Source organism: Cecembia rubra, from assembly GCF_003014575.1.
Taxonomy (GTDB): Bacteria; Bacteroidota; Bacteroidia; order Cytophagales; family Cyclobacteriaceae; genus Cecembia_A; species Cecembia_A rubra.
The window spans coordinates 1-14,243 of sequence record NZ_PYGF01000017.1 but is presented as its reverse complement, the minus strand read 5'-3'; the positions used below and the strand labels follow the sequence as shown (position 1 = coordinate 14,243).

At 38.5% G+C, this 14,243-nt stretch carries 10 protein-coding genes; 5 read left to right on the top strand and 5 right to left on the bottom strand.

What is annotated here, in order from left to right:
* The first annotated feature begins 59 nt into the window (after window positions 1–59).
* Window positions 60–914, top strand: a complete 855-nt coding sequence (locus CLV48_RS19170) for a hypothetical protein (RefSeq protein WP_106568914.1) — start codon at window positions 60–62, stop codon at window positions 912–914.
* Here the strand turns inward: CLV48_RS19170 and CLV48_RS19165 are convergent.
* The 3 genes from CLV48_RS19165 to CLV48_RS19155 are packed head-to-tail and all read right to left on the bottom strand — an operon-like array spanning window position 901 to window position 4,525.
* Window positions 901–2,151, bottom strand: coding sequence for a hypothetical protein (locus CLV48_RS19165; protein WP_106568913.1), 1,251 nt, complete (start codon window positions 2,149–2,151; stop codon window positions 901–903). The genes CLV48_RS19170 and CLV48_RS19165 overlap by 14 nt on opposite strands.
* On the bottom strand, window positions 2,148–2,840 hold the full coding sequence (locus CLV48_RS19160; protein WP_106568912.1) for a response regulator transcription factor: 693 nt from the start codon (window positions 2,838–2,840) through the stop codon (window positions 2,148–2,150). Before CLV48_RS19160 ends, CLV48_RS19165 begins: the two co-directional genes overlap by 4 nt.
* The gene (locus tag CLV48_RS19155) at window positions 2,837–4,525 is read right to left on the bottom strand and encodes a sensor histidine kinase (protein ID WP_106568967.1); all 1,689 of its coding nucleotides are present in this window, start codon (window positions 4,523–4,525) and stop codon (window positions 2,837–2,839) included. Before CLV48_RS19155 ends, CLV48_RS19160 begins: the two co-directional genes overlap by 4 nt.
* A gap of 234 nt (window positions 4,526–4,759) precedes the next feature.
* On the opposite strand from CLV48_RS19155, the gene lysA reads away from it, so the two are divergent.
* The 4 genes from lysA (at window position 4,760) to CLV48_RS19130 (ending at window position 10,902) form a co-directional block, all read left to right on the top strand.
* Window positions 4,760–5,992, top strand: a complete 1,233-nt coding sequence (gene lysA / locus CLV48_RS19150; RefSeq protein WP_106568911.1) for a diaminopimelate decarboxylase — start codon at window positions 4,760–4,762, stop codon at window positions 5,990–5,992.
* A gap of 440 nt (window positions 5,993–6,432) precedes the next feature.
* Complete coding sequence (locus CLV48_RS19140; RefSeq protein ID WP_245889618.1) at window positions 6,433–8,265, top strand: T9SS type B sorting domain-containing protein; 1,833 nt, start codon at window positions 6,433–6,435, stop codon at window positions 8,263–8,265.
* 4 nt (window positions 8,266–8,269) lie between these two features.
* On the top strand, window positions 8,270–9,298 hold the full coding sequence (locus CLV48_RS19135; RefSeq protein ID WP_106568908.1) for a PorP/SprF family type IX secretion system membrane protein: 1,029 nt from the start codon (window positions 8,270–8,272) through the stop codon (window positions 9,296–9,298).
* 74 nt (window positions 9,299–9,372) lie between these two features.
* Window positions 9,373–10,902 (top strand): cryptochrome/photolyase family protein, encoded by a 1,530-nt coding sequence (locus tag CLV48_RS19130; protein WP_106568907.1) that lies wholly within the window; start codon window positions 9,373–9,375, stop codon window positions 10,900–10,902.
* A gap of 2 nt (window positions 10,903–10,904) precedes the next feature.
* Here the strand turns inward: CLV48_RS19130 and CLV48_RS19125 are convergent, their stop codons facing one another.
* Together CLV48_RS19125 and CLV48_RS19120 are read right to left on the bottom strand one after the other, a co-directional pair.
* Window positions 10,905–12,038 (bottom strand): DmpA family aminopeptidase, encoded by a 1,134-nt coding sequence (locus CLV48_RS19125; protein ID WP_106568906.1) that lies wholly within the window; start codon window positions 12,036–12,038, stop codon window positions 10,905–10,907.
* Between the two features lie 19 nt (window positions 12,039–12,057).
* Window positions 12,058–13,491, bottom strand: coding sequence for an aldehyde dehydrogenase family protein (locus CLV48_RS19120; RefSeq protein WP_106568905.1), 1,434 nt, complete (start codon window positions 13,489–13,491; stop codon window positions 12,058–12,060).
* Window positions 13,492–14,243: the final 752 nt, after the last annotated feature.

Here is a 14,243-nt window from a genome sequence, read left to right as displayed (position 1 = left end):
ATGTTAAATAATTGTTAACTTTGGGTTAAGCGAATATTTCCTGACGTGTTAATTCCACATTGAAAAAGGTACTGTTGATAGCGATTGCAACTTGGCTAGTAGGCTTTCAGGTAAAGTCTCAGGACAGTTTTGCCTATTACCAACTCAACCTTTTTTCAGATCCAAAGGAAAAGTTGATTTTAATGGAAAATCAGGATGATCCATTTTTTTTACTTCAGGCTGTAAATATTCTTGAAGATGTCAGGGTGACAAAAAATTGGGAAGAATTGACCAAAGTTTTGGATCAAAAAATGAAAAGAGAGGTTGGAGATGTTCGCATGCTGTACGAATTGTTTTTTACTACCCATCAGTTGATGCTAAAGGATTATGCCAAGCATGCTAATTTTTCAAATACATTGACTGATGGGGTTTATGACTGCGTCACTGGAACAGGATTATTTGCATTAGTTCTGGACCGTTATCAAATTCCATATGATATTGTTGAGACAGACGAACATGTCTATATTAAAGGACTATTAGATAAAATGCCCTTTATTATAGAAAGTACATTTCCTAAGAATGGGCTTATTACCGGGGCAAAACAGATTATGAAATTTGAGCGCCAGTTTTTACCAAACGGGAACAAATCCGACCAAGGCATTTCTACTTTAAGCCTTGGAAAATTGAATGAATCCCCTCATTCTTCAAAAATGTACCTCAATTACATAGGATTAAAGGAATTGGCGGGCCTTCAGTATTACAATGATGCCATCAAAAAATTTGATGATAAGGAGTATCAGAATGCCTATAAACAATTGATCAAAGCAGCCTATCTTTATCCGTCTCCAAGAATCAATGATCTCAAATCGAAAATGATGGAGTTATTAGGGGTCGTTTCGGTTGAATTTCAAATGCAGCAAGTTAGTCTGAAATAACTTCATCTAATTTTAAGCTTGCTGTTTGTATTTTTTTCAGATCTTGAGAATCATCAGTCCATGCTAACCAAATTTGTCCATCTGTGTTCGTCATCTGGGGAAAACCACTGGATCTTTTTTCTGAACTTTTTGCAATTTCTATTGGGCTGCCAAGCTTACCATTCTTATTGACTCTGCGTCCCAAGATTTTACCTTCCTCCATCCATGTGATAAAAGCATGTTGATTATCAATTATTTCCAGATCAACTCTTCCTAATGTCTTTCCTAAACCAACTCTGATGGGTATTCCAAATGAATTTCCATTATCTTCAGAAAAAACCACTTTCACCTCTGGCCTATCCTGTGCAGCAGTATACCATGCAATCGCAAGGTCTTTTCCAAAAGATGCAATCCTTGGCCCATTAACTGGGCAAGCAGGTATTTCCCATAAGTCCATATGGATGATTTTTGTTTCCTTCCATTGGCTGCCTTCCCAATTGATGATTCCTATATCCCTGATTTCCGTTTCTGACCTATCACGGAAAACTACAGCGGGTCCTGAACTGCTTATTGTAGATCCGGTCTGGCAGCAATCACATACCCTGTCATCCAATAACCATTCTTCCAGCTTTTCTCCATTGGAATTCATGACAGCAGCCCTTAATGTCATTTGACCATGATGTCCATGGTCATGATTATGCCCTCCACCAGTATTCCTTCCGTCCAGCCAGGTGATAAGCATATTTTCTCCCCAGGGGCTCATTGAAACAAATCCATGTTCAGTTTGTGTGCCATCATCATGAAGCTTTTTGGGCAATGTCCAGTCTTTTCCATTATTGGATAAAGTGACCATGATATCATAAGAAAAAGTACCTGGTCCGCTCTTTTTCAAAAAAAATGCAACTATGCTTCCGTCTTGAAAAAATTGTATTTGGGGATAATCCGCCCAATTGACAAACCAGTCATTTCCTTCAGTAATCAATTGGATGGACTGGACTTCGTTCTGATCCAGTTGGCCATAAAATAAGCGATTGGTATTTTCCGATTGTTCTACCCAGGAAATGTATGTCTTCCCATTATGGTTTGTTAAATACGGTAGAAATGCATTACTTTCTCCGGCTTGAATTAAAGGCCCAGGAATTGGCTGGTTAATCGAAGTTGTTTGCTCTCCCTTTTTTTCCTGGCATGAAAAAAGGCCAATGCTTAGAAGCAAAAGCCCTGAGTACAATTGGATTGCTATATTATTCCTAAAGATCATTCTGATACGATTAATTTGAAGCCTTCTCCATGGACCGTAATGATTTGGACTTTTGGATCTTCTTTTAAGATCTTCCGGATTTTGCTGAGGTAAACATCCATACTTCTTGCGTTAAAATAGGAGTCATCCCCCCAAATCTGCTTCAAAGCATGGCTTCTGTTGACCAATTTGTTTGTTTCTGAGGCCAAAAGCCTCAGCAACTCATTTTCTTTGGAAGTGAGTTTGTGGTCACCGGAGGGACTTTTGATATATTGTTCATCATAGTGAAGTTCAAAATCCCCGAATTGGTAAATCTTGAGAGATTGGGTTTCTCCACTTTTTTGCGTCCTTCTCAAAATGGCAGCTATTCTCAGTAATAATTCTTCCATACTGAAAGGCTTGGTGATGTAATCATCTGCACCGATTTTCAAGCCTTCAATGATATCTTCTTTTAGGTTTTTGGCGGTAAGGTAAATGATGGGAAGGTCCTCCTGGACTTTTTTGATTTCTTTGCCCAGCGTAAAGCCATCCTTTTTCGGCATCATGATATCTAAAATTGCCAGTGCAAATTTGTCCTTTTTGAATTTTGACCAACCTTCTTCCCCATCCCTACAAAGTGTGGTTTCATAACCTTTCATATTCAGGTATTCCTGCAATATGTCACCTAGGTTGGGATCGTCTTCTACTACTAAAAGCTTTGCTTTGCTCATTGTTTTTTGGGTAATTTTAAAGTAAACATACTTCCTTTTCCCGGCTCACTTTTTACTTGGATTTCACCATGGTGGGCTTCCAACATGGTTTTCACATAAGCCAGACCTAATCCGAATCCTTTTACATCGTGAAGGTTTCCGGTAGGAACCCTGTAAAATTTATCAAATATTTTCTTTACAGCTTCCTTGGACATACCTATTCCAGAATCTGTAACTGAGATGAGAATATGATCGTTTTCATCCCATGCTTTCAAACGAATATAAGGAGCTTCTTTGGAATACTTGATGGCATTGTCCAATAAGTTGTTGATAATATGAGTCAGGTGAAAAGCATCTCCTTCTAAATAAGGATCAAATAATTTAGTTTCCAGTTGGATTTTACCTCCCTTATTTTCGACTTGTAAAGCAATTAGGTCTCTGGCATGTGTAAGAATTTCCTGAATATTAAGTATTTCCAACTTGAGCTTGAAATCCTTTTTATCCAAAGTCGCAGCTTGCAAGACTTTTTCCACCTGTTGGCCAAGTCTTTTGTTTTCATCTTTGATGATACCTATGTACCTGTTTCTAAAGGAATCATGGTTTAAAAAATCCGGATCCTGAAGCGCTTCTACTGCAAGACTTACAGTGGCGATAGGTGTTTTGAACTCATGGGTCATGTTATTGATAAAGTCATTCTTTGTATCCGATAAGTTCTTTTGACGGATGATAACTTTGATGGCGTAAATAAAGCAAAATATTATGATGGCAATAAAGAGCATAGAGCTCAGAAGGGGTAACCAAATTTGCTGAAGGATGAATATTTTTTTATCAGGAAAATTGATGAGAACCAGGTTCTCTTTGCCCAGAAGATCACTGGGGAAAAGTTTGGCCTGTATGCCTGGCAATAATTTTTCGGGTTGGTTTAGAGGTCCCAATGGGATGACAATTCCTTGGTCATTCAGGATGGCAAGGTCAAAAGCCTGTTCTATACCTCTTTCTTTTAGATGGTTTTTGATCAAGGCTTTTAGCTGAGTGGTATCTACCCTTTCCAAAATGTCTTTCTGACCTTCCAATAACTCCTCCCAAGCTTGGTTCATGGCCTCAATTTTAATATTGGTGAACCTGATTTTTTCCAAGGCGTCTATCGGAATATTGTATTCTTCAATAAATTCCTGCTCCAATCCAAAACGGTTCCTGCCGAAACTTTCCATTTGATTGAAATACTGTAGTTGCCTCTCCCTTTCCTGGAGCAGGATTTCCATTTCATCTGGAGTAAACATGGAAGAGGCAATTTGAGGAGTAAGATAAGTGAAGAAATTATCAAGGTCATTAAGAACGGAAGGGTCCACACCCCTTGATTCAACTAATCTCCTGAACCGCTGACTGACTGTGGGAATGGGTTGCCGCATCATGGAATCTGTCAAAGAAGGCCTTCTGCGATTGATCGGTCTTTGTCTAACCTGTACCTCAATGGGTTCAATCTTCTGAAATAGCAATTGCTGGGCAAGGGTATCTTTCGCCAGGTAAGATAAAAATATGTCACTGGTTTCTCCCTTCTCCAATTGCTCGATCGCAGAGGAAAGTGATTGATAAACATTCTGCTCAAAATTTTCCTCATTAATGCGTAAAGCATTATTAACCCAATAGTATTGGAATCCAATGAGTCCAAGGCTAGCTATGGACATCAAAAGGATGATTAATTTCATTTGGGTTTTTGACATATCACAAATTTAGGGGATAATGATAGCAAGCTCAGTGGCTTAACAATTTTTAACAGGTCATGGTGCCTTGGGAATTTGAAAGAACAAATCTGTTGCCCTACTTTTGGCCCGATGATTGGTTTCTTAAATTAGCAATACTTTACAAATACAAAAGGGGGGTGGAAATCTCCCTTTTTTATTGGGCGCCTATCCTTATCTTTGCGCTCAAATTAAAGATTCATGGAAATTATTAACCAACAGTATCAGATTCAGGGGCTTGCTTTGACAGAACTGGCGAAGCAATATGGTACACCATTGTATGTATATGATGGTCAGAAAATTTTGGACCAGGTCAAAGTGTTACAGAATGCATTTACAGATGTAAAGCTCAGAATCAAATATGCTACCAAAGCATTGTCAAATATCAATATACTTAAGTTGGTTAAAAAGGCTGGTACTGGTGTAGATGCCGTTTCTATAGAAGAAGTGAAGCTTTGTATGCATGCGGGTTTTGAGCCCCATGAGATCATGTATACCCCAAATAGCGTTTCCTTTGAAGAATTTCAGGAGGCAGTTGAGTTGGGCGTGATGATCAACATAGATAATATTCCAATGCTGGAACATTTTGGCACCTATTATGGCAATAAGGTTCCGGTTTGTATCCGCCTCAATCCCCATATTCTTGCGGGGGGAAATGCCAAAATTTCGGTTGGGCACATAGATAGTAAATTTGGAATTTCAATTTTGCAGTTAAAGCATGTACTCAAGGTGGTAGAGGCTTATGACCTGCAGGTTGTAGGGCTTCATGTGCATACCGGCTCTGATATTTTAGATGCTGAAGTGTTTCTGAAAGGAGCTGAAATACTTTTTGACGCAGCGAGGGAATTCAAAGGGCTCAAATTTTTGGACTTTGGTGGAGGATTCAAGGTTGCCTATGAGCCAGGTGATATAGCAACTGATATCAAAGAAGTGGGCAATAAGGTTTCTAAAGCATTCAAGGATTTCTGCAAGGAATATGGATCTGAGTTGGAAATTTGGTTTGAACCCGGAAAATTCCTCGTTTCCGAATCAGGGTATCTTTTGGTGAAAGTGAATGTAATTAAAGCCACACCGGCTTCCACATTCGTGGGAGTTGATTCCGGGCTGAACCACCTCATTAGGCCAATGATGTATGATGCCTATCATGGGGTGGTCAATATCTCCAAATTGGATGGTCCTGAAAGGGTGTATACCGTAGTCGGTTATATCTGTGAAACGGACACCATAGCAGCTGACAGAAAACTCAAGGAAGTTCAGGAAGGCGATATTCTTGCAATTAAAAATGCAGGAGCCTATGGATTCAGCATGTCTTCCAATTATAATTCTAGACTAAGACCTGCAGAGGTACTCTTGCTTGATGGCAAAGCCCATTTGATTAGGGAAAGGGAAACTTTCGATGATATACTGAAGCATCAGATTGATATCGGACTTTAGTCTATTTCCGAATAATATTTGGGCCGGAGAAATTGATCCCCGGCCTTTTTTTATGGCTTTTCGGGTCATTCTTAAAAAAAATCCATATTGAGGAAAAAATTTTTTTATTCCTGTTTTCGACTCCATCCCTATTTCAGATAATAAAAAAAGCAGGTGGTTTATGGAATTTTGAATATTGTACAATTTTGAGAAAAATATCACTTTTTCAACTAGTATTTCATTTTTAAAGGCAAGTTCCATACACTTGCATTTTCGGTATATTGTTTTATAAATTAAACAAATATAGGTGATATAAGAAATATCATTTTGAATTGTTTGAAATACATAAAATTTAATTTTAAATCATGAAATTCAATTTCGTGAATTTAAAAAGCAAATTATGCTGAATTAATTGAGAGAGAACGTCATTTATCTGAAAAATGTCAGGGTTTAGGAAAATAATGGGCATGATTATCATGCTGATCTATTGGCAGCAGGCATTTGCTTTGTCTGCACCTAAATCTTTTTGGGGGTACTTCCCATCATCCCACAGCCTGGATTGGATTGATCAGGCTCAGCCTTCTGAACAGCTTTCGGTAAAGGTTTCCGGAAAACTTGCCCTATGCCACCATTTGGATAGGGGACATATTATTCTTGAGGTTTCAGGCGGGGTACCTCCTTATTCATTTCTTTGGAATAACCAGGAAAGGACACAAAACAGGCATAATCTTTTTGCAGGTACTTACACGGTATTTATCACAGATAGTCAAGGAAGGAGGCACGAAGAAAGGATAGTTATTCAGCCGCCATTCCCATTGATTGTAGAAATGGCAGAGATCCAAGCAGCCTCCTGTTCTGGAATTGCTGATGGAAGTGCCAGTGTTAAAATCAGGTTTGGGAGAGGTGAGCCTTACAAAATTTTATGGAGCCATGGATTAGAAAATGAGTTGGATGCCAAAAATTTGATGCCAGGAACCTACAGTGTGAAAGTCATTGATATGTTCAATTGTGATGTTACCCTGTCTTTTGAGATTAAATCCAATGCAGCATCTTTTGAGGTGAAAGAAAACATTAAGCAAATTTCATGCGCTGACAATTCAAAGGGGGAAATTTCATTGGAAATTACTGGAGGTAAGGCTCCATATACTTTTTCTTGGTCCAATGGAATGACCACAAAGGATATTGCTGGATTGGAAGCCGGTAAATATGATGTGATGATCAAAGATCAAGCTGGCTGTACTATCAATAGAACTTTTGAGATTAAGTCTCCATCCACAGTTGAGGTGATGGTAACCAGGATACAGCATAACCTTTGTCATGGTTTGGCTGATGGTGAAATAGATGTTGAAGTCAAGGGAGGACAGCCTCCATTGCTTTTTAATTGGAATAACGGGTCGACTACAAAAAATCTGAAAGGATTAAAGGCCGGTACTTATACACTTAAGGTGAAAGATGCATCAGGATGTGAAATAAACACTCAGGTGATAGTACAGGAACCTCAAAAGTTGACGGCAAAACTGCATTCCAGCGTCGATATGAACTGTGAATCAGGAGAGGCTACCGGTTTTGCATGGGTTCAAATTCAGGGCGGAGTTGCACCTTATAAGATCAAATGGGGAACTGGAGAGACTGGCAGAAATGAAATTGAATTTAAGCGTCCAGGAGAAATTCAAGTCGAAGTGATTGATAATTCAGGATGTTCTGTGGTAGAAAAAATCAGGGTAGATTTTCCATTTGATAATAATAGCATTGCTGCAAGGATAGACTTTAATGTCAGAAAGCTTTCATTCTCTTCAGAACCGGAAGTGCAGGTATTGGAGCCTTTGGTTTTTGAAAGTGAAATAGGTGAAGATTTTATTGCCTGGGAATGGGATTTTGGAGATGGCTCCACCACCACAGACAAAGATCCTGTCCATGTCTTCAAGAGTCCAGGAGAGTTTGATGTCATCCTTCGCGGATTTGATATTTATGGCTGCTCCTCTTTGCAAAGCAGGGTAATTAAGGTTTTGGAGTCAGATGAATGGGTGACCATCCCCAATGCTTTCACTCCAAATGGTGATGGTCTTAATGATGTCTTTAGACCGGTAATGAAAGGAGTGGTAAATTTTGAAATAGACATATTCAACCATTGGGGCGAACACATTTTTGCTTCTAGTGGATTGGAAAACAGTGGCTGGGATGGTACCAATAAAGGTAGACTTTTACCTAGGGGCAATTATATCTATAAGGTTAAGTATTCAACCATCAGCGGAGAAACTGTCCAAAAGACCGGTACAGTTACCCTAATTCGTTAGGCTTATGAAAAAGATGCTTTTTTATTTTTGTTTTATGGCTATTGTGATTTTAGGAAAAGCACAGGATATTCAGTTTTCCCAATTTTATGCAGCGCCAATCTTCCTGAATCCTGCTTTTGCTGGTTCTTCGGAAATGAGCCGCTTTGGGGTAAATTATAGAAACCAATGGCCTGGTCTTGACCATAGCTTAAATGCATATTCAGCATATTTTGACCATTATTTGTTCAACTTGAATTCTGGAATAGGGGTAATAGTGAATGGTATGAATGAAACAGTTGCCGGTCTGAGTACCACAGAAATCGGATTGGCATATTCCTATCGGGTTCAATTGGGCTTCAACAGTTTTTTGAGATTTGGAGGCCAGGCAAGCTATTTCTCACGGGATGCCAATATGAACCAGTTTATTTTTGAAAGTCAGATAGATCGGGGGAGTGGTGCCATAGGCGATTTTGGTGGTGAGCAAATGGGGTTAGATAGTAGACATAGGTATTTCGATTATCATTTTGGTATGCTGTTCAATAATGAGTTTGGCTGGTTGGGTCTTTCAGCACATCATATCACACAGCCCAATATTTCTTTTATTGATGATCAGATCAGCCGATGGCCAATGAAGATTTCTGCCCATGGTGGTTTGAAATTTGACCTTTCTGGGGGCTCAGTACGAAATTATATGAACAGTACCCAAAACCAAAGGGAATTGGTTTTGGCATTTAATTATAAGCATCAGGACCCTTTCAATCAATTAGATCTTGGAACCCAGGTCAACCTTCAGCCAATAGTTTTTGGCATTTGGTACAGAGGCCTACCTAACATAGGAAATGCCTTACCCAATAACGAATCTTTGATTGGTTTGGTAGGTGTTTCATTAGGGAACGGATTGGACATAGGGTACAGTTATGACTTCACCTTGTCCAGATTGGGTCAGGCCAATACCGGAGGAGCCCATGAGGTATCAATGAGATTATCATTTTTAACAGGAGATGCAAAACAGTCAGGAAGGAAAGGAAGCATATTGCCATGTTTCAAGTATTAAATGACGCTATTTTTATTTAGATTTTTTGAACAAAGGAGTGTAAAAGGGATTATGATGTCATAATCCCTTTTTCCATGCCCAAAACGTTAAGATTGATTTTAGGTGACCAACTCAATTCCAATCATAGTTGGTTCAAGGATAAGAATGATGATACATTGTACTTGATGATGGAGATCCGGCAAGAGACGGATTATGTGAGGCATCATATTCAAAAGATTGTCGCTTTTTTCCTTGCCATGCGGAATTTTGCTGATTTTCTAAAACAGGAAGGGCATAAAGTCCTATACATAACGTTGGATGATCTGGCCAACCAACAGGATTTGGTAAAAAATCTCAAAAGGATCATCATTGAAGAAAATATTGAGCTTTTTGAATATCAATTTCCGGATGAATACCGGTTGGATAAGCAACTCAGTGATTTTTGTATTGAATCAGGAATTCAGTCCTGGGCATATGATACAGAGCATTTTCTCACAAAGAGGGAGTATCTTGCCAATTTTTTTAATGGTAAGAAGAGCTATCTAATGGAGTCCTTCTACAGGGAAATGAGAAAAAAATTCAACATCCTGATGGATGGAGAAGCTCCTCTCACAGGGAGATGGAATTACGATCAGGAAAATAGGAATAAGCTGAAAGACCCTTTACTTCTCCTTCCCGCTCCTACCTATGCAAAAGACGTATCTCAATTGATCCACATGATCCAAAGTGAAGGGATAAAGACTATTGGAAAAATAGAACCCACGCATTTTGAATGGCCTGTAAGCAGGGAAGAGAGTTTGAAACTTCTGGAGCATTTCTGTCAATATTTGCTGCCCCATTTTGGTAAGTACCAGGATGCCATGTATACAGGTGATCCTTTTCTTTTTCACAGTCGAATGAGTTTTTCACTCAATACCAAAATGATCTCTCCATTGGAAATAGTCCAAAAAGTTGAAAAATACTGGTTAGAGCATCAGGATAGAATAAATATAGCCCAAGTAGAAGGGTTTATCAGGCAGGTAATCGGATGGAGAGAGTATATGAGGGGCATTTACTGGGCCAAAATGCCGGAATATGCTCAATTAAACTATTTGACACATAAAAGGAAGCTCCCTGATTTTTTTTGGACTGGAAGAACCAAAATGAACTGTATGAAGCACGCCATAGGTCAGTCTTTAGAAAAAGCTTATGCCCATCATATCCAACGGTTAATGGTAACAGGTAATTTTGCTTTATTGGCTGGAATAGATCCCGATCAGGTAGACCAATGGTATTTGGGTGTTTATATAGATGCCATTGAATGGGTAGAAATCACCAATACCCGTGGAATGAGCCAATTTGCGGATGGAGGAATCGTAGGGACCAAACCCTATGTATGTTCAGCCAACTACATAGACAAAATGAGCGATTATTGTAGTTCCTGCCAGTATGATAAACAAAAGAAAGTAGGGGATAATGCTTGTCCGTTTAATACTCTTTATTGGCATTTTTATCATAGGAATCAGGATAAATTGGCCAAGAATCCGAGGATTGGTATGATGTACCGTACTTGGGAAAAGATGAACGGAAGGAAGGAAATCTTAGATCAGGCAGAAGTATACCTGGCCAATCTGGAGGACCTTTGATCTTAACGAATTCTATTGTAGGATTTCATAATCTCTAAAACCTTTTCTTTGGGAATTGCATTAATTGTTCTTCCATTTTTACCTTTCATGTCATGGGCAGCGAAAAGAGAATTGATGATGGCTTCTTCTGTGGCTTCAATGGTGGCAAGGAAAAGTGCCGTCATATCATCATTTCTGAGATATTTTTTTTCTTCTAACTGAAGATTTTTCGATTCATGTGGTATGAGATTATTTGGATTATTGGAAAAGGCAAGCACATAATCACCTGAACCATTGGAAGCAATTCCTCCGGTTTTAGCAAGCCCCATCATGGCTCTTTGGGCCATTCTTTTCAAATTTCTTTCATTGACAGGCGCATCAGTGGCAATGATGATCATGCAGGAACCGTCTGCAGTTTCCAATTGATTTTTGAAACTGTATTGTCCTAGCTCTTCTCCAATAGGAACACCATTGATCTGGAGTACTCCGCCGAAATTGGTCTGAACCAAAACTCCAACCGTATATCCGCCTAAAGCAGTTGGAATAACCCTGGAAGACGTGCCTATGCCTCCTTTAAATCCGAAGCAAACCGTTCCTGTTCCAGCCCCTACATTACCTTCTTGAACCATACCTGACTTTGCATCGAAAATCGCTTCCATCACATCTTCTTTGGAAATATGCATTCCACGGATATCATTCAAATAACCATCGTTTGTTTCTCCAACAATTGCATTGACGGACTGTACTTGCTCATTTCCATCCTGCTTAAGAATAAAAGAGATGATTCCTTGTATGCCTGCACTTACACCTAAAGTATTGGTCAAAATAATTGGACTTTCTATATTTCCCAATTCTTCAATCTGGGTACTTCCTGCCAGTTTTCCGAAACCATTTCCAACAAATACTGCCGCAGGAACTTTCAATTGAAATAAATTTCCTTCATGGGGTAATATTGCTGTTACTCCTGTTCGGATATCTTCTCCAATTATTTTGGTTTTATGGCCAACAGTGACTTGGTTTACATCCGTGATACTATTTAAAGGGCCTGGATGAAAAACTCCAATTTGAATGCCGAGGTCACGGGCCCTTTGTTGGGCATAGACTTGAATGCTCATGGAAAGCGAAATGAAGAAGATAATAAAGGATTTTTGAAGCATTATTTTAGTATTTGGTTAGTTATAACCATTTAAGTATACTTTGGATGATTTTTTTGGAGGTGAATCCATAGGGAGGGAAAAGTGGTTTGGAGGCCGTAAAACCAATCCGCTGTTTTAATACTGCTTTTTCATTACTGAAGGCCAAAAAGCCAAAATGGCCATGTGCTTTTCCTATTCCACTGTTGTTTACGCCCCCGAAAGGAAGTTCGTTTTGAAGGAAATGCAGAACACAGTCATTGGCAACAACTCCCCCTGAAGATGTATTTTTGAATACTTCTTGGATTTGTTTTTCGTCTTTGGAAAATACATAGAGAGCAAGCGGTTTAGGCTTTGAGTTGATATAACCCAATGCTTCTTCAATATCATCATATGGTTTTATTGGTAAGATTGGACCGAAAATTTCTTCTTGAAGTACTTCCATTTCATCAGTCACATTTGTAATTACAGTAGGTTCAAAGAAATTATCATCTTCATTCACATATCCTCCAAAAAACAATTGGGCACCTTTTAATTCCGCATCTGCCATGAGATGTTTTAGTCTTTTGAGATGCTTGGTGCTGACAATTCTTGCATAGTCTTTTGATTTTTCAATGCCTTTTTCGGAAGGATCATACATTTTTTGGATTTGGGCCTTCAATTCTTCCAAAAATGGGATTTGGACTGATTGGTGGACCAAAACATAATCTGGAGCGATGCAAGTCTGGCCACAATTGACAAATTTACCCCAAACGATTTTGGTAGCTGCATCTGTCAGGTCTGCTTGTTTATCGACTATAGCGGGAGATTTGCCCCCCAATTCCAAAGTGACAGAAGAAAGATTTTCTGCTGCAGCTTTCATGATGATCTTACCCACTGCAGGACTTCCGGTAAAGAAAATATGGTCAAAAGGTTTTTCCAATAATTTCTGTGCAGTATCAATTTCTCCTTCAAATACAGCGACTTGAGATTTGTCAAAAGTTTCATCTACCAATCGTCTAATCAATGCCGAAGTATGAGGTGTTATCTCAGATGGTTTGATTATTGCTGTACAGCCTGCAGATAGGGCAGAGACCAATGGTCCCAAGGCCAAATTAAAGGGATAATTCCATGGAGCGATGATCAAACTTACCCCCTTGGGTTCATAATGGATATAGGAACTGCTTCCCAGCATGGTGATAGGTGTGCTCACCTTTTTGGGTTTCATCCAAGCTTCCAAGTGATTGATGGCATGTTTGATCTCTGAGGTAACCACAAAAATTTCCGAAATATCAATTTCAGGATATGGCTTTTTGAAATCAGCATGGATTGCTCTCCTGATATCAACTTGATGGCTTTTTATCCAATCCAATAATTTTTTCAATAAAATTATGCGCTGATTTACTGAGCTCATTCTCATTTTAATGGCCTGTGCTTTTTGCATTTCAAAAACCTGATCAATGAGTGTGGCATTTATATCTATATTTTCCTTTTGCATCGTTTGAAAATTAAAGGGTTTATGGATGATTAAATTAAGCACATATTTTGAAAGCTGAAAAAGTTTCAGCAAATTGTAAAGCTTAATTTAAACCATTAGCAATTTTCACCCGTTATAATTGCATCGCCCCAAATTAAAATTATTATGCAGTGGAGTTTGGAAAGGATTATTCCCCAAGGGATTTTGGGAGATAATCAGAAGATGAGGTTGATTAAAGAATACCTCACAAAAGTTAAAAGTGAAAAACTTAGTAAAACCAAAAGGAGCTAAACGCTCCTTTATTTTTTTGCACCTTTCCCATAGGCTTTCAATCTATTCAAAACACGTATTTTTTTAAATTTTGGGATTTTTTGATAAAAAACCACCTGCAGAAATTAACTTAGAAACAAATAAAATGTATTTCAAATAAAAAAAATTGCTTTATAAATCAAAATATTTCTTTCTTTTTCTTGACATGAAAAACAAAAAGATGTATGTTTACGGCATAATTAAGTATTTGACAAATTTGATTATCAAATACTTGTGAAAAAAATGTAAAACATAAATCTAAAAACCGATTAAATGAGGAAGTTTTACTGAAGGCCAAAAAATAACTCGATGTAATATCCCCTCATTTTTAAGCAGGAAAAAATTCAATTGACCTGTCGGGATTTCAAGTCAAATAAACCGAATAGAAAGATGGAAAGGATTTTTAGGATTTTGATTTTGTCGGCATTGTTTATGCCGCTGATGGTTGAGGGCCAGCAGCTGCC